The sequence below is a fragment of the Caproicibacter fermentans genome (assembly GCF_009746625.1).
Classification (GTDB): Bacteria; Bacillota; Clostridia; order Oscillospirales; family Acutalibacteraceae; genus Caproicibacter; species Caproicibacter fermentans.
The window spans coordinates 1-19503 of sequence record NZ_VWXL01000014.1; the positions used below are offsets into that span (position 1 = coordinate 1).

Annotated in this window: 19 protein-coding genes; 13 read left to right on the plus strand and 6 right to left on the minus strand. The window is 50.4% G+C overall.

Annotation, left to right across the window (positions count from 1 at the left end):
• The first annotated feature begins 654 nt into the window (after positions 1–654).
• Together spoIIID and CAFE_RS01870 are read left to right on the plus strand one after the other, a co-directional pair.
• On the plus strand, positions 655–906 hold the full coding sequence (gene spoIIID / locus CAFE_RS01865) for a sporulation transcriptional regulator SpoIIID (protein WP_066642663.1): 252 nt from the start codon (positions 655–657) through the stop codon (positions 904–906).
• A gap of 27 nt (positions 907–933) precedes the next feature.
• On the plus strand, positions 934–1179 hold the full coding sequence (locus CAFE_RS01870; protein ID WP_066642666.1) for a hypothetical protein: 246 nt from the start codon (positions 934–936) through the stop codon (positions 1177–1179).
• A 61-nt stretch (positions 1180–1240) separates the two neighbouring features.
• On the opposite strand, the gene CAFE_RS01875 is transcribed toward CAFE_RS01870, so the two are convergent.
• Positions 1241–1690, minus strand: a complete 450-nt coding sequence (locus CAFE_RS01875) for an Lrp/AsnC family transcriptional regulator (RefSeq protein WP_066642669.1) — start codon at positions 1688–1690, stop codon at positions 1241–1243.
• A 682-nt stretch (positions 1691–2372) separates the two neighbouring features.
• Here CAFE_RS01875 and CAFE_RS01880 point away from each other — a divergent pair.
• The 6 genes from CAFE_RS01880 to CAFE_RS01905 all read left to right on the plus strand — a co-directional run bounded on the left by CAFE_RS01880 (position 2373) and on the right by CAFE_RS01905 (position 8381).
• A complete protein-coding gene (locus CAFE_RS01880; protein ID WP_156989652.1) occupies positions 2373–3788 on the plus strand; it encodes an aspartate ammonia-lyase in 1416 nt (471 codons plus the stop codon).
• 10 nt (positions 3789–3798) lie between these two features.
• Complete coding sequence (locus tag CAFE_RS01885; protein WP_156989653.1) at positions 3799–3972, plus strand: hypothetical protein; 174 nt, start codon at positions 3799–3801, stop codon at positions 3970–3972.
• Between the two features lie 171 nt (positions 3973–4143).
• The gene (gene thpR, locus CAFE_RS01890; RefSeq protein WP_321173011.1) at positions 4144–4680 is read left to right on the plus strand and encodes an RNA 2',3'-cyclic phosphodiesterase; all 537 of its coding nucleotides are present in this window, start codon (positions 4144–4146) and stop codon (positions 4678–4680) included.
• Complete coding sequence (locus CAFE_RS01895) at positions 4677–5438, plus strand: SDR family NAD(P)-dependent oxidoreductase (protein ID WP_066642684.1); 762 nt, start codon at positions 4677–4679, stop codon at positions 5436–5438. The genes thpR and CAFE_RS01895 overlap by 4 nt, the downstream gene beginning before the upstream one ends.
• Positions 5439–5520: 82 nt before the next feature.
• Complete coding sequence (locus CAFE_RS01900) at positions 5521–5907, plus strand: BlaI/MecI/CopY family transcriptional regulator (protein ID WP_066642686.1); 387 nt, start codon at positions 5521–5523, stop codon at positions 5905–5907.
• The gene (locus tag CAFE_RS01905) at positions 5904–8381 is read left to right on the plus strand and encodes a M56 family metallopeptidase (RefSeq protein WP_156989654.1); all 2478 of its coding nucleotides are present in this window, start codon (positions 5904–5906) and stop codon (positions 8379–8381) included. The genes CAFE_RS01900 and CAFE_RS01905 overlap by 4 nt, the downstream gene beginning before the upstream one ends.
• 213 nt (positions 8382–8594) lie before the next feature.
• Here the strand turns inward: CAFE_RS01905 and CAFE_RS01910 are convergent, their stop codons facing one another.
• The 4 genes from CAFE_RS01910 to CAFE_RS01925 all read right to left on the minus strand — a co-directional run bounded on the left by CAFE_RS01910 (position 8595) and on the right by CAFE_RS01925 (position 13157).
• Positions 8595–10676, minus strand: coding sequence for a BglG family transcription antiterminator (locus CAFE_RS01910; protein ID WP_156989655.1), 2082 nt, complete (start codon positions 10674–10676; stop codon positions 8595–8597).
• 252 nt (positions 10677–10928) lie between these two features.
• Positions 10929–12299: a PTS ascorbate transporter subunit IIC gene (locus CAFE_RS01915; protein WP_066642693.1), complete on the minus strand. Its 1371-nt coding sequence runs from the start codon at positions 12297–12299 to the stop codon at positions 10929–10931.
• A gap of 22 nt (positions 12300–12321) precedes the next feature.
• A complete protein-coding gene (locus tag CAFE_RS01920) occupies positions 12322–12621 on the minus strand; it encodes a PTS sugar transporter subunit IIB (RefSeq protein ID WP_156989656.1) in 300 nt (99 codons plus the stop codon).
• Positions 12622–12689: 68 nt separating this feature from the next.
• On the minus strand, positions 12690–13157 hold the full coding sequence (locus tag CAFE_RS01925) for a PTS sugar transporter subunit IIA (RefSeq protein ID WP_066642973.1): 468 nt from the start codon (positions 13155–13157) through the stop codon (positions 12690–12692).
• A 447-nt stretch (positions 13158–13604) separates the two neighbouring features.
• Between CAFE_RS01925 and CAFE_RS01930 the strand changes: the two genes are divergently transcribed.
• Positions 13605–13865 (plus strand): HPr family phosphocarrier protein, encoded by a 261-nt coding sequence (locus tag CAFE_RS01930; protein ID WP_066642697.1) that lies wholly within the window; start codon positions 13605–13607, stop codon positions 13863–13865.
• Between the two features lie 5 nt (positions 13866–13870).
• Positions 13871–15619: a phosphoenolpyruvate--protein phosphotransferase gene (gene ptsP / locus CAFE_RS01935; protein ID WP_156989657.1), complete on the plus strand. Its 1749-nt coding sequence runs from the start codon at positions 13871–13873 to the stop codon at positions 15617–15619.
• Between the two features lie 47 nt (positions 15620–15666).
• On the opposite strand, the gene CAFE_RS01940 is transcribed toward ptsP, so the two are convergent.
• The gene (locus tag CAFE_RS01940; RefSeq protein ID WP_066642721.1) at positions 15667–16272 is read right to left on the minus strand and encodes an XRE family transcriptional regulator; all 606 of its coding nucleotides are present in this window, start codon (positions 16270–16272) and stop codon (positions 15667–15669) included.
• Between the two features lie 219 nt (positions 16273–16491).
• Here CAFE_RS01940 and CAFE_RS01945 point away from each other — a divergent pair, with 219 nt between their 5' ends.
• The 3 genes from CAFE_RS01945 (at position 16492) to CAFE_RS01950 (ending at position 19475) form a co-directional block, all read left to right on the plus strand.
• Positions 16492–17790, plus strand: a complete 1299-nt coding sequence (locus CAFE_RS01945; protein ID WP_066642729.1) for a methyl-accepting chemotaxis protein — start codon at positions 16492–16494, stop codon at positions 17788–17790.
• Between the two features lie 60 nt (positions 17791–17850).
• Positions 17851–17973 carry a hypothetical protein gene (locus CAFE_RS20280; protein ID WP_267459228.1) on the plus strand — a complete coding sequence of 41 codons (123 nt, stop codon included), beginning with the start codon at positions 17851–17853 and terminating at the stop codon, positions 17971–17973.
• Positions 17974–18209: 236 nt separating this feature from the next.
• Positions 18210–19475: a methyl-accepting chemotaxis protein gene (locus CAFE_RS01950; protein ID WP_066642731.1), complete on the plus strand. Its 1266-nt coding sequence runs from the start codon at positions 18210–18212 to the stop codon at positions 19473–19475.
• Positions 19476–19503: the final 28 nt, after the last annotated feature.

Below are 19503 nucleotides of genomic sequence, written 5' to 3' on the forward strand. Positions count from 1 at the left end.
CCTTCAAAAAGAGTAGATTCCAGAAAAACAGAAAATGATTGATTTTTCAGCTTTGCTTTACGGCGGAGCTTAGCATTGCTATTCCTATTTCGACGATTTGTCTCGCAAAGTTTTCAACAAAAGCTTCATATTTAGATCACTTTTCAACATAAACGGGGGTGTTGCAAAATTTTCATTTTGCAACACCCCCTTCAAAAAAGCTTTAGCGGTGAGTAAAAATGCAAGCTAAACTTTACCCACAATCCTTCCGTTTCGGTGTCAAAGCAAAATAGGCAGCTTCCATGAAACGAGAAGGGCTTTGGCAGGGAGGGGGCGCAGCCCCCTACCGTATCGGTCCCCTTCCGCACCAAATGTGCTTTCGATTTTCGTTTTGTCTTGTTTGCGGGAGGGGGTGAGAAGTTTCGTTGCAAGCGTAAGAAGTCTCCGAGCGCCTTGAGGCGCTGCCAGTAAACAGGGCTTTGCCCGCATAGGAAGAACCCCCGGCTGTGCCGGGGGGTGACTATTGCTTTTGAATTTAGTTGCGAAAACAAAACAAAAAGCTTATGAAATGCGCCTGTCATTGACTTATTCCTGTCGCTCTGCAATTTGCTGGGTACTAAAATACCATTCTCCCGCATACCTATTAGCAATCGGATTCGTTTGGAGGGTGGAGCAGTGAAAGGTATTGTGGAGGAACGTGCCGTGGAGCTCGGCGAATATATCATCCGGAACAGGGCCACTGTGCGCAGTACAGCGAAAAAATTCGGCGTAAGCAAAAGCACTGTACATAAAGATGTGGCGCAGCGCCTGAAAACAATCGATCCGCAGCTGTATAAAAAAGTGAAGATCATTCTGGAGTTCAACAAATCTCAGCGCCATATCCGCGGAGGAATTGCCACGCGTCTGAAATATAAAAAATCCATTTGACCGGTGGAAAGGCGAAGAATTCAACTTATGGGAATTTTGGTCAATAAAGCTCCTTTTCTTCCAGAAACGTTTTGCGGCGGCCTGTCCGCGGCGATCTTAGATGCGGTGGGGGAGCTTTTTTTATGGGTTTCGTTCGAACATGCCTCGCTAAACCGGACTGTTTTCGTTAAACATCCGGCCTGCTTGGCAGAACGGCATCCATGCGAAAACAAGCGAGGTTACGGTGAAGCGGTTTTTGACCGTGTTTCCGGCAACCGCCGATGCCAACGGTGACCGAGACAGTGAAAATAAGGCCGGCCCGAATTCCGGGCCGGCCTTGCTGCTGTCTCCGCTTTTAAAGGGAATCGCTCTCCAGTACCGTGACGCCCCGGGCCTCCACCGGGGTGGAAAAAACGATCTGCGTTTCCGTCGGCCCGTATTTTTGCAGCTGGCCGATGAACTCATCCAGCTCCATGGTGCTGTGATAAATCACTTTGATCAGCATGGAGTAATTGCCGGTGACACAGTTGCACTCCACCACGTTGGGGCAGGAACGGATAAACGGATAAAATTCCGGTTTTTGGTTCGGCGACATCTGCAGGTTGATAAACGCTTTGATATGATATCCGAGTTTATACTGGTTTACCGACGCATGATAGCCGCTGATCAGACCCTGTTTCTCAAGCTTTTCAATACGGGCCGAGATTGCGGGGGATGATAAAAAAACTTTTTTCGTCAGCGTTTTAATTGGAATCCGCGCGTTTTCCTGCAGTGCGGAAATCAATGTGGCGTCTATTTTATCCATAATTCATCACCTCATAAAGATTTACTTTTTTAATGGCTTATGGCGGTAATATTTAAATAAAAAAGGAGCCAGCCAGAAATTAAGCCTGACATGCCCCTTTGCATTTTATTTTATTATAAATCGTTTTCACATCTTTGCAAGATAAAAATGTAAAAAGATTCACTTTTTGTTGTGCTTTCAATTCGTTATCTTTATTTTGCCTCGGTTTGCAAAAATAAAGAATGCAAAGGTGATAAGCCGCCTATACCGACGGTTTGCCCCTTTGCATTTAATTTTATTATAAACACTTTCAATTATTTTTCAATACGAAAAAGAAATAATCAGAGGAAAAATTTTAAGAGGCGGCACTTCGAGATTGGAGAACAAGGGGCAAAAATTTAATAGATACGGTCTATCCTTAAAAGTATTCTACTTACTTGATTCAGAAGTTATGATTTTTCCTCAGGAGAAGAGCCGCCCTCCGTTCGTAAAGAAGGACGGGAGCAGAATGAAAATGATCCGAAGCCTAAAAAAGTAAAGTTAAAAAACGGCTGACTTACTTACTTAAAGCTAAAACACATAAAAATAAAAATATCACGGAATGGCGGAAAAACTGTTTACGGAACTCCGGGAACGTGTTAAAGTACTTCCGTTCAGAGAAATGAGATATGGCTGTTTATTCCGGAAATGGGGCGGCATTCACATGAAAACGAGAACGGAAACAGATTCCATCGGGAGCCTGCATGTTCCTGCGGGAGCATATTACGGGGTTCAGTCGCTGCGGGCCAGAAGTAATTTTCACATCACGGGCAGGCGCATGGACGCAGATTTTATTGTCTCGCTGGCGCAGATTAAAAAGGCCGCCGCGATTACAAACCGCAACGCGGGGGACCTGAAAGCATCGGTCGCAAACGCGGTGATTGCGGCCTGTGACGAGATCATATCGGGCCGTCTGCACAGCCAGTTTATTGTAGACCCGATTCAGGGCGGCGCCGGAACAAGCGCCAATATGAATGCGAACGAAGTGATTGCCAACCGGGCGATCGAGCTTCTCGGGGGAGAAAAAGGGGACTATTCCATTGTTCACCCCAACGACCATGTCAATATGTCGCAGTCCACAAACGATGTTTTTCCCACAGCCGGAAAGCTGACCATGCTGAAACTGATTCCGGAGGCCGTACACCAGCTGGAGCGCCTCGCCGCCGCGCTTGAGAAAAAGGCCGGGGAATTCGACGATGTGATCAAAATGGGGCGCACCCAGCTTCAGGACGCCGTTCCAATCCGCCTGGGGCAGGAATTCGGCGCGTGGGCCGCTGCGGCCAGACGGGATATCGTCCGGCTGCAAAGGGTGCAGGATGAGATGCGCGTCGTCAATATGGGCGCTACCGCAATCGGGACTTCGGTCAACGCGGTGCCCGCTTATCTGTATAACATCACGGCGAATCTTCAAAAAATCTGCGGATGCAAGCTGGTTCAGGCGGAGGACTTAATTGACGGGACGCAGAATCTGGACGGATTCGTGGCGGTATCCGGAGCAATGAAGACCTGCGCGGTCAATCTTTCCAAAATGGCGAATGATTTCAGACTGCTTTCCAGCGGGCCGAGGACCGGCATCATGGAGATTGCTCTGCCCGCGAAACAGAATGGGTCCTCCATTATGCCGGGAAAGGTCAATCCTGTGATTCCGGAGGTGGTATCGCAGGTGGCGTTTCAAATCATCGGCAACGACTGCACCGCGACTCTTGCGGCGGAAGCCGGCCAGCTGGAATTGAACGCGTTTGAGCCGGTTCTGTTCTATAATCTGATTGAGTCTGCCAGAGGCCTTACCGGAGCGGTCAGAACTTTGGTTGACAACTGTGTGACCGGGATTACGGCGAACCGTGAGGTCTGCCGCAGACACCTTGAGGAAAGCGTCGGCATCATTACCGCGCTTTGCCCTTATATCGGGTATGCCAAGTCGGCGGAGCTTGCAAAAGAGTCTCTGAAAACGGGAGTCCCGATTCTGGAATTGGTGGAAAGCCGCAAGGTCCTGAGCGGTGACAGGCTGAAAGCGATTTTCGACCCCGCGGCGATGACGGGGAACGCTCACATGAGGAACGTCGGACGGATTTCCGTTTAAGGAGGCAGCTATGAACTATCTTGGAAACGAACTTGTTTATTTGGAAGAGGACCGGGTCAACCACTGGCCGGACCGCCGGGACCGCGCGACAAGACGCCCGAGAAACCCGGATGAAAAGGTCTGCAGGCCGGATCGGTTTGTTCCGGAGCGCGCTGTCGAATTTGACGGCCGGGGAAACCTTTGATTACTGCGGCTTATTTGTCTATTAACAAGCTGACGGCGCGGAATTTTCCGCGCCGTTTTTTTCATTAAATTAAAAATGATCGGGGGTGATAGAATCGGCCCGGAATTGTGATATAATAAGAAAAAAAGAAAAGACGCGTCTGCGGATGGGGGTGGTTTTACGCGTCTGTTTATTGCCGTTTCGCTGTCCCCTGAAATCAGGGATACGCTGGAGAAAGTAATGCGGAGGCTGAGGCTCTGCTGTGAAAGCGGAAGATTTGTGCAGGCCGAAAACCTGCATCTGACCATTGCCTTTCTGGGGGAGATTCCTCCTGAAAAGCTCGGCGAGGTCAGGGGGGCGATGGATTCCGTCGGCGCGGCGCCGTTTTTTCTGCATGTGGGCGGATTCGGCTACTACTTTCGCAGAGAGGACGGAAATATTTTCTGGGCCGGCGTGGAACGGTCGGAGCATCTGACGGGCCTTTACCGTCAGTTATACGAACAGCTGCAGAACCGTGGGTTTCGTCTGGAAAAACGTGCTTTTCGCCCGCATCTGACGCTTGCGCGCCAGGCTGTTTTAAAAAAGGATTACGACCACGGGGCCTTTGTGGTACCAGCGAAAAAAATGCGGGTGGAAAAAATAACGCTGTATCAGTCGGAACGCCCGGGGGGAATACTGAAATATACTCCGGTCTATGAAAAAACACTGCGAGAGGAGGCGATGATATGAAAGCGCTGATTACCGGCGCAAGCTCCGGCATCGGCAGGGATTTTGCGCGCGAGCTCAGCAAACGGGGATACGACCTCGTCCTCGCGGCCCGGCGGGTCCCCCGGATGGAAGAGCTCGCGCGGCAGCTGCAGACGCATGTCAGCGTGGTGGGGGCGGACCTCTCCCTCAAAGACCAGTGTTACGACCTTTACCGTCAGGTGCGCGGGGAAGAAATCGATGTTCTGATCAACTGCGCGGGCTTCGGTGTGTTCGGCCCGTTTGATGAGACCGATCTTGAACGCGAACTGAATCTGATCAACGTCAATATCCGGGCCGTCCATATCCTGACAAAGCTCTTCTACCGCGATTTTAAGCAGCGTGATTCGGGCCATATTCTGAATGTGTCGTCCTCCGCCGCGTTTCAGCCGGGTCCGCTGCTTTCCAGCTATTATGCCTCCAAGGCCTATGTCCTGCGTCTGACGCAGGCCCTTGCGGAGGAACTGCGGCGCGACGGCAGCCGGGTTTACATTGGCGCGCTCTGCCCCGGACCCGTGCATACTGAATTCGATTCCGTCGCAGACGTCCGTTTCAGCGTCAAGGGGCTCTCCAGCGAATACGTCGCGCGTTATGCGGTCCAAAAAATGTTCGCGCGCAAAACCTTGATCGTTCCCGGTTTTTCCATGAAAGCAGCCCTGTTCGGGGAGCGCTTTCTGCCGGAATCGGCCGTGGTGCGCATTGCCTACCATATGCAGAAACGAAAGACAAGGCCGGGGCCGTAACCGCGGCAAAATAAAACTTGACAAACAATTCCTACAACTGTAGTATAAGATATATCTTACAGTTGTAGGAGTTGCTTTTATTATGCGTAAAATTGCAAAGCTGCCCGGGGCAGAGCTGAAAGTGATGCAGGCTGTCTGGAGCTGCGCAGAATACCCGGTCACCACCGCGCGTGTCCGCGAAATTCTTGGGCGTGAAAAACCCTGGAGCGTTTCGGCGCTTCAGACGCTTCTGAATCGGCTGATTGCGCGCGGCTTTCTCAGCAGCGGAAGGCAGGGCAGGAACCGATGCTACACGCCCCTGATCGGCGAGAAAGAATATCTTGCGGATGAGAACAGGAGCATACTTGAAAAGCTGAACGGCAATTCCGTCACCCGGCTGGTCGCGTCGCTGTATGACAGCCATTCCATCACGCCCGAAGACCTTGAGGAGCTGCGCGCCTTTTTGGACGAAAGGACGGGGAGAACATGAATCTGCTGATTCGTTTCGCGGAGAATACCGCAGAAATTTCCGCGGGGGCTTCCGCGTTGATATTGCTCCTGTTTTCCGCGGGAAAACTGACCCGAAAGGTTTACGCCGCGCAATGGAGGAGTTGGGTCTGGCTGGCGCTTGCGGTGCGCCTGCTGATTCCGATCCATTTCGAACTGCCGCAGACGGCCGTCGCGCTTCCGGCGCCTTCGCCGGAACAGGGCGTCACGGTTGTTGTTCCCGGAACCCGGGGCACCGGCTCTTTTTCCATCCCGGATACGGTTTCCGGACAGGAGCGGAACGCGTATGAAAAGAAAGCGGAACTGATCCGAGAGGATGCGGAAAAGCGCACGGTTCCCTTGAACACGCTTCTGGCGGTGACGTGGGCGGCCGGGGCGGCGGGATGCCTGCTGTGGACATTGGGTTCCAGCCTGCTGTTTCGGCGGCGGCTTCTGCGCTGGAGCTCGGAGGAAACGGATGACGGGGTTCTCCGTTTGTTCCGGGAAGAACGCGCGGCGGCCGGGGGAGGCGGCCGGGTTCGCCTGATGCGCGGCAAAAAGGATGCGGGACCGATGCTAATCGGATTGCTTTGCCCGGTATTGCTTTTGCCGCCCGGTTTGTTTGAGGACGGGGAGCTGCGGGTGATTTTTCGGCACGAGCTGACGCATTTCCGGCGGCGCGATTTATGGTATCGCCTGCTTTTGGCCGCCGCCTGCGCCGTCCACTGGTTCAACCCGCTTGTCTGGCTGATGGCGCGGGCGGCGAACCGAGACCTGGAGCTTTCCTGCGACGAGGCGGCGCTTAAAAACGCCGACCCGGCGTTCCGGGCGGAATACGGACGCGCGATCCTTTCGGTCGCGCAGAAGGCGACTCAGCGACGCGCCCCTCTCTCCACAGGGTTCGGCGGCGGAAAAAAGGAACTGAAGCGCCGCCTCGAGACAATTTTGAATACAAAGAAAAGACGCCGCGGCGCGGCGGCGCTGTGCGTCGCCCTGGTTCTGACGATTTCCTGCGGGGCGTTTGTCACCTATGGCGGAACTTCCCCGGATGGGCGGAAAAACCGGGAAAAACAAGATGTTCTGGCGCAAAGGCTGCTTTCAGTCCGCACGGAATCTATCGGGGACAACAGCGCGGTCGGAAGAGTGCTGGGAGCTCTGTCGCTGCCCGACGGCATGGTACAGGGGGGAATGGCGCTTCAGACAAACAGCGAACCATATTCGCTGACGGTCCGCTATACCGCGCAAAGCGATGAACTTCTCACTCAAACGGATCTTTCCTGGGCGTACCGGAACGCGACGCTGATACTCAGTCTGATCCAGAATGCCGACCGCGTCGTGTTTTACGTCGATGCGCCGGACTGCGCCATGACTTTCGTTTACACGCGGGAGCAGTCGATGAAGCAGGAACAGACCGATGTGAGAACGCTATCTCAGGGCGCGAGCGAAATGGAAAAATTTCTGGCGGATTTAAACAGCCGCACCGCGGAGGATTACCAGATGACCCACTCTACCGAAGCGAAAGAGAGGGAAGATCTGCTGACCGTCGGTCAGGCAGAAACAGCGGTGGAACAGCATGCGCCGATCATTCTCCCCGAAAAGCTCGTTTCCCGGGGAAGACTGGTTTTCGCCGGCGCGGATTGCTACGGCTTTACCTCAGTACTGGAAGGGAAAAGCCCGCAGCCGGAGCAGTGGTACGCGATTTCCAGAGACGGGAGCGCCTTTTTTGTGATTTCGGGTTCCTGCCCTGTGGTGCGGAATCTGGAATCGGCGGAAACAGCCGTAAAAAGCGGCGGCTCGGAAGCGAGCCTGACGGCGCTTCGGGAGCAAATCACACAGGCGCAGGAAACTTTAAAGCAGGCGCAGGTGGAGCTCGAGAACCGGCGGAAAAGCGGGGCCGCGGATTATTCCGAACAGCAGCAAAAAGTCCGTGAAGCCGAAGAAGCTCTGGCGAAGGCGAAAGAGGAGTTTCAAAACCGTCATACGGCGCTGCCGCCCTATGAGCACCGTACGGACGACGCGGTGGAAAGCGCCGTTTATGAGGCGCTGGGGCAGTTTTACTCGGAGCCTTATACCGACGGCAACGTGGTGATCAACGCTCCGGTAATTTACGGCAGCTTTGAAGAAGACGGCGCGCTGCGGGTCTTTGCGACGGTAGACGAAGCGGAATATGAGCTGGACGGGGAAGTCCTGAATTCGGTCGGCGGAAGCAGGATTCCGATGGAGCTCCGCTTTTCGAAGGACGGAAATCCGTGGAAGCTGATCGGCCGCACGACGGCGAAAGACGGCTCCTATTTTGGGGACTCCATCCAGGACTTCTGCGCGCCGCACGGCGACGTTGCGAAAAAGATGCTTGCGGATTACGGCAAATCCGGTAACTTTCTGTCCGGAATGAAGAAAAATATTCAGGAATACGTCTCTCAGACCGGAATCGGTGCGAAAAGCTTTCATTCCGGCGGGAAAGACTATTTAATCGTCTGAGCAGGACACGGCGATGCTGATCGGCTCTGCTACGGCGGGATACTCGAAAACGCATCGTGCCTTGTCCAGTAGATTCGATCCGCCGTCCGGCGTCGAATGGTAAAACATTGTGCATTTACGCTACGCGTGCTTCGGCAGTTAGAGGAAGAAAGAGAATATTACGGCGAATTTATTCTTTTGCTCAGCGAAATACCCGATTGAACGAATTCAAAGTCACATGAAATTATCCGGTGTGCCAAAAATAGATGTAATAAAATAGTTCATGAGTTCGCTTCTGGTTTTCACCGAGCGGGCAAATTCCAGAAAATCTTTTCTTTTAATAATTTGCATCAGCTGGGACAGTGCTTTCATATGCTGAAACTGATCGACCGAACAAAAAGAGATTACCAAATGAACGGGGTCGTTTTCTCCATTACCAAAAGGGATCGCTTTTTTTAGCGTAATTAAGCTGAAGCCGGTGGCATGAACCAGCTTAAAGGAATTCACATGGGGGAGTGCAATACCCGGAAGAATGACAATATACGGTCCGAATTTTTTGACATTCCGAATCGTGTCATCGATATACCCCGGTTCGATCTTTCCTTTTCGCAGCAGCAGCTCCCCGCCCTGCCGAACCGCATCTTCCCAAGTTTCCGCCTCAACGTTCAGCGAGATGTCATCCGTCTGAAAAACATCGGTTAGATTCAGCGCGTCACCCGATGGCCCTGATCGGGTCAGTAACTGATGAAGGTGCATTTCAAGCTTGTTGCGGTCAAAAATCACCGCCGATTTTTCAATCGTGCGTATCAGGGAACCGAGGTCGATGTCTCCTTTGGCTTGAAGCGAAAACGCTCTCTTTTTCGGTAAATAACGATCCAGTTCGACCATGTCGGCATCGCTGATGAACGGGTCTACCACAATGCACCGGATTCCTTTCGCTTGAATCTGAATAGTTGAAATAACACAATCGACAGCAACGCTCTTTAAGGTCTTTTTCAATGCTCTGGCAGGAATGGTATCTATGATATTTACATCATACAGTTCCTGAAGGCGCAGCTGCACGATTTTTGCTGTCCCGATTCCTGATTCACAGACAATCAGCGCGCTTTTTCTAGGGGCTTCCCGCTTAACCTTTTCCAAAGCAGTTTGAAAATATAAAGCCAGATAGCCAATTTCATCGTCCGACAGCTGAATGCCGTATTGATACTCAATGGGTCTGAGACAACTGCGGGTTTTTTGAAACGTACCCGCGATGGAATTTTTGATTTCCGCAAGATAAGGGTTCGTAATTTTAATTTGATACTTCGCCCGGTATATCATGGGCCTATAATGCTGCAGCAGCCCTTCAAACAATTGTTCATCATTAGATAAGTTGACTGAGACTTCCTCCTGAAAATGGTTGATCAGCTCTGAGACATCGATTCTCCACTGTACCCAGTTTTCTTTATCGGGCCGCCGGTTTATGATTACATTGCCGGTGAGCAGGAACATGGCCAGATAGGCGATCTCGTCTTCGGCTAATTGGATGGAAAACCTTCCTTTTATCATGTACGCAATCAGTTCTGCAACCGAAAATTCTTCTTTATCTTTCAGCATATCGATGTTTTTCTGATGCAGATCCAATTTTTTTCCCTGTCTGTTTCTGAATACCGCGATTCCTAAGTAGGCGGACAAGGATTGAAAGGTTTCGTCCGTAAACACCAGCTCCAAATGTTCTTCCGCTTTTTTAAGGCATTGTTTGATATAGATAATATCCTGTCGGGAGAAAATCCCATTGGCGCAAAAGTAATCGATCCTTTCCTGGGGGGTGTCCACCAGCTTCATATAGGCGCGCCGAATACCCTCTTCATCCCCGAGCACTTTGACCCCGTGGGCTTTATGAATGTCCAGCTCGAGATTGTGTTCTTTCAGCCAAAGCCGGACCTGTTTCAGATCCTTATGAACGGTTCCTTTGCTTACTTTAAGCTCTTCGCTCAAATCCGCCACTGTTTCATAATTACTGTTTTTCAGCATTGTCATAATGATAAACCGAACACGTTCCTCAATCGTCATCACATACTGGTAAAAGCCGATGCTGTCCAGCTTTTGCCGAAGCTTGGTCAGATCGGTCTTGGTGAAGCTGCACCAAAGGCCGGACCCCGGTTTCCTTTTCACCGATTCAAGGCCATTCTCATGAAGGTAGGAATCAATCTTTGCAATGTCGTTATGAATTGTTCTTTGGCTTACGCCGTATTTTTCCGAAAGATCGGCGACCCTGACCGGTCGGTTGGCTGCGGTCAGGTCACTCAGAATTTCGGCGCACCGGCGATTGATCAATAGAATTCCCCCTTACCCATTCAATAGTTTTTTCCCTTTGTGCGCGGGTATCCGTCGTAGAGGTATAAAGCACAAAGCGCGTTTACAGCAGTTTGATCGGTGCAGTTTAGGGATAAGATCTTCCCGCGCTTTTATCCTCATTTCATTATAGTGCAAGTTGAAAACGTTAACTTGACAAATTGAAATTCTTTCAGCCTTTACAAAAGGGGGCCGGATTCATGAAAATCCGGCCCCCTTTCCCTTATTTTTCGTTTATTTGGATTTTGCCTTGTCTCTGGCATTGAGCACAGCACTGGCTATGATGACCAAAGCCGTAAAGCCGACAATAAGCGTGATTAGAGCAGCGGCGCCCATATGGCTGATGTTTCCCATAATAATGCCTGGAATCAAATAATCTGTATCGGCGAAAGTAGCCGAAGCCCCCGCGCCAAACGAACCCAAAGCCGGAATAATAAAGAGAGGCAGCCAAGAAATCAGCAGGCCGTTAACGAAAGATCCGAGCACTGCGCCCCGGCGGCCGCCGGTCGAGTTCCCGTAAATCCCCGCGGCCGCCCCACAGAAGAAATGCCCGACTACACCAGGAATAATTACCGTTGTTCCCAAAGCAAGCATTGCGAACATCGACAAAGCTCCTGTTAAGAAAGAAACGAAGAAACCAATCAGCACAGCGTTCGGCGCATACGGGAAGACGATCGGGACATCAAGAGCAGGCTTTGAATTTGGCACCAGTTTTTGAGCAATCCCCTGAAAGGCCGGCACGATTTCAGCCAAAATCATCCGTACCCCCTGAAGCACCACCACAAACCCGGCGGCAAAGGTTCCCGCCTGAACAATAGCGAAGATAATGTAGTTTGTGCCGTTGGAAAGCTTTGCCTCCACAAATTGGGGGCCCGCGGCAATCGCCAGTAATAGGTAAACCACCGACATCAAAAGCGAGATGGAGACCGTTGAATCGCGCAAAAATCCAAGACTCTTTGGAATATTCAGCTTTTCTGTTGATTTTTCCGGATCGGAATTGCCGAAAACTTTTCCAATCCAGCCGGAAAGCGCATAACCAATATTGCCCGTATGCCCCATGGCTACATTGTCAGTGCCTGTGATTTTACGCATAAACGGCTGACAGAGCGTAGGTGTTACCGAAAGCAAAGTTCCTTCAAACAATCCGCCCAGAAGGACCGTCTGCCAGGACTGCCCCATACCCGCAGACGCAAGAATTACTGCCGCCATGCAGGATACGTAAAGCATCGCCTGACCCGTTAAAAAAATGTATTTAAAGCGTGTGAAGCGGGCCAAAAGAATATTGACCACCATGCCAACCAGCATAATGAGAGCCGTCGGCGTGCCGTATTTTACCAAAGCGAGTGCTACGACGCCCTCGTTTGTTGGAACAATTCCGTTTACATGAAAAGCATATTGGAACATACTTGCAAACGGCGTCAGAGAGTTCGACAGGATTCCCGCGCCGCCTACAAGCACCAGAAAGCCTGCAAAGGTTTTAACCGTTCCTTGAATTACGGCCGATGCCGGCTTTTTCTGCAGAATAAGGCCGAGCATCGCAATTAATCCCACCAACAGCGCGGGCGTAGTTGCGATGGAAATGATAAAATTAAGAACTCCATTCATGACTGATCACTCTCTCTTCCCCTTAATTATGACGAATGCCATTGCGATCAAGCACGGTGTTCAATGCGGCACGCGCCACTTCCTTGTCAATAATCGAATCCAGCGAGACGATTTTTTCCGCCGGAATATTGGGCAAAGCCGTCACCAGGGTTTTTTCGATGAAGAAATAATCCGCGGCGTCCGGCGTAGCGGATCCCACGTCGATATGATCCAGCTGAAATTCATTCATATCCAGATTTTCTTCCTGCAGAATTGCCTGCAGATTCATTTGAACCATAAAGCTGGTTCCAAGCCCTGACTGGCATACACATGCAAGTTTCATTTTGTTATTCTTCTTTCTTCCGTGATTGATTTTTTCGGTGGGTTCGGCAATTTTATTTCAGCAAACAGTTAAATTTCAAAGCTTCTACTAAATTTTTTGTGATGGATATAATTGATAAGGTCCTGTTTCGCAAGCGGTTTGTCGGCCATTGAAACAAAAGTTTTGTCCCCCAGAAGCTCCATCAGTTCCGCCAGAGTATCCAGATGCGAGCTGCTGTCCTTTGCGCTGAGAGCCACCACGATTTTCACCGGGTCGTTTTCCGGATTGCCGAAATTGACCGGCGTCTTTAGAAGAAGCAGGGAAATGCCGATTTCCTTAACTCCCTGCTCGGACCGTGCGTGCGGCATAGCGATTCCCGGAGCGATCACAATATATGGTCCGGCATGTTCCACATTTTCCACCATGGCCTCGGTATACCGGTGTTCCACTTTTCCGCATTTCTCCAAAATTAAACCGCTTTTTTGAACTGCTTCCCTCCAGTTTTTGACCTCAGCATTGATTTCCACGCTGTCTTCGTTGATTAACTCTTTGATCATTTGCTTCATCCTTTTTCTCTATGATTTGCCTGCGGATTATTGGGCGCCCCGGATCGGATGTGTCTTTGCCTGCGGCCCGGGGCCCCGGAAAGTTCACCAGATTTCAAACGGTCCGCGCCTCCCTTTTGGATGGTTTCATCATAATCTGATTTTTCGCTGATATAAAGCTCAATTTGTTTCCGGCTTACTGTTGCAAAAAACATATCTAAAAGGCAAACAAGCAAAGAACGGAGGATGTCTTTCAACTAAATTTATAAATTAGTGAAATCATTTTTATATTATTTTGCCATTGAATTATATAAAATGACAAATTAGTTTAACATTATTGTTAAATATCATGATTTAATTGGTCGTATTGACATCAATTTTGGTTTCTCCTAGAATGAATCCATGGCTGAAGCACCGGCTTCATTGGTTCGAACAAATTGAGTTTGGGAAGTGTCTACAATGGTTAATTGTGTAATTACGGTAAAAAATCCGACGGGAATTCACGCGAGACCGGCAACCGAGCTGGTCAAACTTGCGACGAAATTCAAAAGCACCATCACGATGTCGCACGACGGTAAGGAAGCGGACCCAAAGAGTATTATCAGTCTTCTTTCCTCCGCGTTGAAAGCGGGGACGGTGATTACTCTTCGTGTGGATGGAGAAGACGAAGAGCTCGCTGCAAAAAGGATCTGCGAGTATATTAATAATCTGGAGGATTAAGTGAAATGAAATTGGTCGGAATTGCGGCTTCATTCGGGAAAGCCGCCGCCGAAGCAATGGTCCTTTCCGCACCCCCGGAGATAGACGCGGACCGCAAAGACCCAAGAGGCGAGAAAGAACGTCTCATGACGGCTGTGCAGGACGGAATTAAAAATCTGAGCCTTGAGTTGGACGAAAGCAAAAAAAAAATTGAGGGAAATTCAGCCAAGCTGGAAATGCTTGAAATGCATCGGACCATACTGAACGATTATGTGTTTCGAAAAGGAATCGACGGCTATATTGAACAGGGATATTGCGCCTCTTCCTCCGTAATGCGCGCTGCGGAGGACCAGGCAGCCACGCTGGAAAACCTGGGAGATTCCTTTTTAAGCGAGCGGGCGCAAGATATTCGTGAGGTCGGCAGGCGTCTGGCATACTCGATGGAGGGCTTTTCCGAGCCGGATTTATCCCATCTTGAGAAGAATGTAATCCTTGTGGCGGAAAGCCTCTCTCCCGCCCTGCTTTCCGTCGCCGACTGCGGCCGTATCAAGGGAATCCTGACCCGTCGTGGTTCCAGGACCTCTCATGTCGCGATCCTCGCCTCGGGGCTGGGAATTCCCACTGTCGTCGGGTGCGCTGGAATTGAAAAAATCCGAGACGGCGAGCTTGTCTTTCTGGACGCCGAGAAAGGAACCGCCTCTTTCTCACTTTCCGAGCAGGAAAAGGAACGGGCAAAAGAGATTATCGCGCTCTACGAACAGCAAAAAGCCGATCTGAAGAAATACCAAGCCTGTGAAGCTTTCACGGCGGATCGAAAGAGAATTCGGGTTCTCTGCAATATCATGGATACGTCTATGGCGGAAAAGTCGCTCAAATATTCAGCGGACGGAATAGGGCTGTTCCGCACGGAATTTCTGTATATGGACAAACCCCGGCTTCCCTCGGAAGCGGAGCAGGTTGCCGTTTACCGCAGCTTGGCCGTAAACTGGAAGGGGAAGCCCGTCACCATTCGAACCATCGACATCGGCGGTGACAAACCGGTTGAAAGCCTGCATTTGGAAGCGGAGAAAAACGCCTTTTTGGGGTACCGTGCCATTCGCATCTGCCTTGACAGGCCGGAAATTTTCCTCATTCAGCTGAGGGCTATTTTAAGGGCGAGCGCTTTCGGTAATGTCCAAATCATGTTTCCTATGATTTCCAACATCTCTGAATTGCAGCAAGCCAAAAGCATTCTGGAAGAGGCAAAGAAACAGCTTCGTGCCGAAAATCAGCCTTTCAATGAAAAAATACCGATCGGAATGATGGTCGAAATTCCCTCTACGGCCATTCTGTCGGATAAATTTGCCGCCCTTGTCGACTTTTTCAGCATCGGGAGCAACGACCTGACCCAGTATGTTCTTGCAGCAGACCGGACAAATCAAAAGGTGGCATCCATTTATAATCATCTTGATCCAGGCGTCTTAAGACTGATTGAGCTGACGATCCGGAATTCAAGGGAAGCTGGAATACCCTGCTCCCTTTGCGGCGAAATGGCGGGGGATCCTTTGGCGCTCTCACTTTTGATCGGGTTTGGACTGGAAAAATTCAGCGTGAACCCGGGTAGGATTCCGCTGATTCGGAATCTGCTTTCCCTAATCGATTTCAAGAGAGCCCAAACGGTTGCCGACCAGGCCTTGAAACAAAGTTCTTCAAAGGGCGTAGCCGATCTGGTGAACGGGACTCTGAGTAAGGAATACCGGAATTGGCTGCAAGACGGAGATGATTTAATCGGTTGAAAAACTGTGACAAAGCTAAAAACCGGAGCCGCAATCGGCTCCGGTTTTTAGCATTTGCCGCGAAATTCCACTACTTTACCGAGTATTTTCACGGGCAGCTCGGCGATTTCCTTATTTGTGTAGAAGAAGGCTTTGTATTTGGGGTTATAGGGCAGCAGCGTCATTCCGTCCTCGCGGTTGATTACGCGAATGACCAAGGCGTTTTCACGCCCAACCTGCACTACGGCGACGCTGCTGTCTTTCGCGGTGTCCTGGCGGCGCACGATGGCGACGTCTCCTTCAAACATACGGGGCTCCATGCGATCGCCGCAAATCTGAATCCCGAAATATTCTCCTTCCTCTTTCCAGTAGGGATCGAAATCAAGAAAATAGAGTACCGAACCGCAGGGGCCGGTCAGCGGGTTCGTTTGCAGTACAGAATAAACGGGAATTTGTTCAGACATTTTTTTTTCGTAAAATCGGGCGTTGTCGATTCCAAGAAGGTAGTCGATTGAAACGCCGAAATAGGAGGCAAGGCGCAGCAAAGTCTTTTTATCCGGCTCATATTTTTCGTTTTCATAGCCGGACAGAGAGGACTGGCTGACATGAATAACCTTTGCAAGATCCTCCTGCTTCATCGCTTTCTGCATACGCAAAAAACGGATTCTGTTCATTCATATCAGCCCTTTCAATTCAATTCTACAAATTATATTAGAAAAGTAAATGAAAAATCAATTAACTTCATACATGCTGTTGACATATTGATTTTATAAATATATAATGAAAAAAGTTTGAAAAACAGATATAAAAGAGTTTTTTGTCATTTGTTTAGAAATCTATGACTGAAATAAATACGGCTGAATTTTTAAGCCTGTAAAAAGAAGGCGTTATCATTGAAACGGATTTTTCAGAATGTCAGGATTTCAAAAATACTGACCATACTTCAGTTTACGTTTTCCGCATTCGGTATTTTTTCCTCTGCGGTGGGAATCTATTCGCTTGCACAGGTGCTGTCGGGGGAGGATCTGAGCCGGCTGAAACACCTTGCGGTGGGAATCATTGTGCTTTTGGCGCTGTCCTGCCTGGTCTTTCTCGTTTCAGCCGTGTTCTCCGTTGTCTGGATTTCAAGATCGATTTCAAAACCGATTGAAGAAATCGCGGTTGCGACAAAGAGATTCGCAGGGGGAGAGCTGGGCTTGAAGCTCAACTGTGAGCTAAAAAATGAGGTCGGAACCATATCCGCATCCCTTAACACCGCTTTTACCCTTTTAAAACAGGACGTGGAAGAGATTTCGGGGACTCTTGACCGGATCGCGGAGGGTGACTTAACAATGGAGGTTCCACGCGACTATGTGGGGGATTTTGCTCCGATTACCAGGGCTTTCCGGGAAATTCTGCAAAAGCTGAACCATACGTTTGAAATCATTCAGGAAACGTCGGGCCAGGTTGACGGCGGAGCCCAGCAAGTTTCCGCGGCGGCGCAGCAGCTTGCCCAGGGAGCGACCGAACAGGCCGCGTCCGTGGAGGAGCTGGCGTCTTCCACACAGGAGATTTCATCGAGCATTCAGGAGACGTCGGAGCATATTGGGCAAGTCACATCTTATCTGGAGGAAACGACGCAGGATATTCAGATGAGCAACGATCAGATGCAGCAGATGCTTGACGCCATGAACGGAATTAACGCCTCTTCCGATGAAATCCGCAAAATCATCAAGGTGATAGACGACATCGCATTTCAGACGAATATCCTTGCGCTCAATGCCGCCGTGGAAGCGGCACGGGCCGGGGAAGCGGGCAAAGGATTTGCCGTTGTCGCGGATGAAGTCCGGTCGCTTGCCAGCAGGTCCGCCGATGCCGCAAGCCAGACGACCGCTCTGATCGAGGGCACCATCGCCAAGGTGAAGGATGGAACCGAAATCGCGGACAGTACGGCGAAGGCACTGGAGGAAGTATCCGTCAGAATCGGCAGAGTGAACGAAGCGGTTGAAAAAATAAACAGCGCGTCAACCACACAGGCAAGCGCCGCGGAACAGATTACGCAGGGAATTGAGCAGATTTCAAGCGTGATTCAGACGAATTCCGCATCGGCGGAAGAAAGCGCTGCGGCAAGTGAAGAACTCTCCGAGCAGGCAAGCTTGCTGAAAGAGGAATTGAAACGGTTTCACTTGAAGAAAAAATCAGCCGTCTCCTGACGGCTCAGATTAGAATGATCCGGCAAAGCGACCGCCCCGTTCTTTGGGGCGGTCGCTTTTTTGACTCGGGAGCTGAGACAGGTTTCCGCGGTAGTGCGGACAAATTTCGCCGCCACACAGCAAAGCGCGGCCGCAAGCGAAGAGCTTTCCGGTCAGGCCGAATTGCTGGAACGCCGTTCCTGAGCAGGTTTCACCGCATCATGAAGGGATGATAAAAAGCCTGATGGAGCATCAGGCTTTTATATGATCTGTGACAGAATTCGACCAAATATCCAACGATCAGCGGAAAAATCCTTGACAAGTCCACCGCTGCATCCTATACTTGATTTATCCGGTTAGAAAAGTAATTTAAAATAGAATTTAATAACTAATTACTTAAAAATCTATTTTATTTTAAGAAAAAGAATGGAGAAGGGAATATGAAAAAAATCAGCCTGAGAATCAAGAACATGAAAATCTCTCACAAATTAATAGGCGGCTTTTCCATTGTGAATCTTATCATGGCGATCATTTCATTCTGCGCACTCTATGGACTGGACCATATCAAAGACGCGAAGACCTGTTTCGTTATCGTCCTTATTCTGGAAATAGTTGGATTGTGCCTTTCCGCATATCTGTGTTATAAGCTTTCGGGCGGTCTTGCTAAGCCGATTGGCGAGCTGGAGAACTGTGCAAGGCAGTTTGCGGAGGGTGATCTGAAAGTTGCTGTCGATTATGACGCGAACAATGAAATCGGCGGGTTGGCGTCGTCGCTGAAACTCGCGTTCAGCCGACTGGACCATGTTGTATCGGAAATATCCACCGTCCTGCTCGGGGTGGCCGATGGGAAATGCGATTTTGAGCGGGTCAGGCATTTCCGCGGGGATTTTAAGCCGATTTCAGATTCGATGAATACGATCCTGGACAACTTGAACCGGATTTTCGGAAATGTCAAGGTCTCCGCGGAGCAGGTCAACAACGGGGCGAAACAGATTGCGGACGGTTCTCAGTCGCTTGCGCAGGGTGCGACCGAACAGGCCAGCTCCATTGAGGAGCTCTCGGCGTCAATTTCGGACGTTTCCGACAAAATCCGTCAGAATACTTCCCAGATCAGCAGTATGGCGGGCTCGATGAACCAAACCGCACAGGAAGTGAAGGAAAGCAACGGCAGAATGAAGCAGATGCTGTCGGCGATGAACGAAATCAGCAATTCTTCCAATGAGATCGGAAAAATCATCAATGTGATCGACAATATTGCGTTCCAGACCAATATCCTCGCGCTGAACGCGGCGGTCGAGGCAGCAAGGGCGGGCGAAGCGGGGAAGGGCTTCGCCGTTGTGGCGGACGAGGTGCGTTCGCTGGCCGGAAAATCCGCGGACGCTGCAAAACAGACCAGCGAACTGATCGGCGATTCCATAGAAAAGGTAAAGGAGGGCCGTTCGCTGGCCGACGGCACCGCGCATGCGCTTTCCAGTATTGCCGAAAAAGTCCAGGAAATCAATGGGATGATACAAAACATCGAACAGGCCTCCAACGCTCAGGCAACCTCGATCGGCCAGATTACGCAGGGCGTTTCACAGGTTTCCGCCGTGATTCAGACAAATTCCGCGACGGCGGAGGAAAGCGCGGCCGCCAGCGAAGAGCTTTCCGCGCAGTCCAAATCGCTGATGGGTGAGGTCGACTGGATCAAGCTCAGAGCAAAATAAAAATGAAAACAAACAGGAATAAGGAGCC

Coding starts and splice junctions, on each gene's coding strand:
- CAFE_RS01950 (WP_066642731.1), top strand. CDS start 18,210: ATGAAAAAAATCAGCCTGAGAATCAAGAACATGAAAATCTCTCACAAA.
- CAFE_RS01925 (WP_066642973.1), bottom strand. CDS start 13,157: ATGATCAAAGAGTTAATCAACGAAGACAGCGTGGAAATCAATGCTGAG.
- CAFE_RS01870 (WP_066642666.1), top strand. CDS start 934: ATGGGAATTTTGGTCAATAAAGCTCCTTTTCTTCCAGAAACGTTTTGC.
- CAFE_RS01905 (WP_156989654.1), top strand. CDS start 5,904: ATGAATCTGCTGATTCGTTTCGCGGAGAATACCGCAGAAATTTCCGCG.
- CAFE_RS01920 (WP_156989656.1), bottom strand. CDS start 12,621: ATGAAACTTGCATGTGTATGCCAGTCAGGGCTTGGAACCAGCTTTATG.
- CAFE_RS01875 (WP_066642669.1), bottom strand. CDS start 1,690: ATGGATAAAATAGACGCCACATTGATTTCCGCACTGCAGGAAAACGCG.
- CAFE_RS01880 (WP_156989652.1), top strand. CDS start 2,373: ATGAAAACGAGAACGGAAACAGATTCCATCGGGAGCCTGCATGTTCCT.
- CAFE_RS01900 (WP_066642686.1), top strand. CDS start 5,521: ATGCGTAAAATTGCAAAGCTGCCCGGGGCAGAGCTGAAAGTGATGCAG.
- CAFE_RS01895 (WP_066642684.1), top strand. CDS start 4,677: ATGAAAGCGCTGATTACCGGCGCAAGCTCCGGCATCGGCAGGGATTTT.
- CAFE_RS01885 (WP_156989653.1), top strand. CDS start 3,799: ATGAACTATCTTGGAAACGAACTTGTTTATTTGGAAGAGGACCGGGTC.
- CAFE_RS01930 (WP_066642697.1), top strand. CDS start 13,605: ATGGTTAATTGTGTAATTACGGTAAAAAATCCGACGGGAATTCACGCG.
- CAFE_RS01940 (WP_066642721.1), bottom strand. CDS start 16,272: ATGAACAGAATCCGTTTTTTGCGTATGCAGAAAGCGATGAAGCAGGAG.
- ptsP (WP_156989657.1), top strand. CDS start 13,871: ATGAAATTGGTCGGAATTGCGGCTTCATTCGGGAAAGCCGCCGCCGAA.
- CAFE_RS01915 (WP_066642693.1), bottom strand. CDS start 12,299: ATGAATGGAGTTCTTAATTTTATCATTTCCATCGCAACTACGCCCGCG.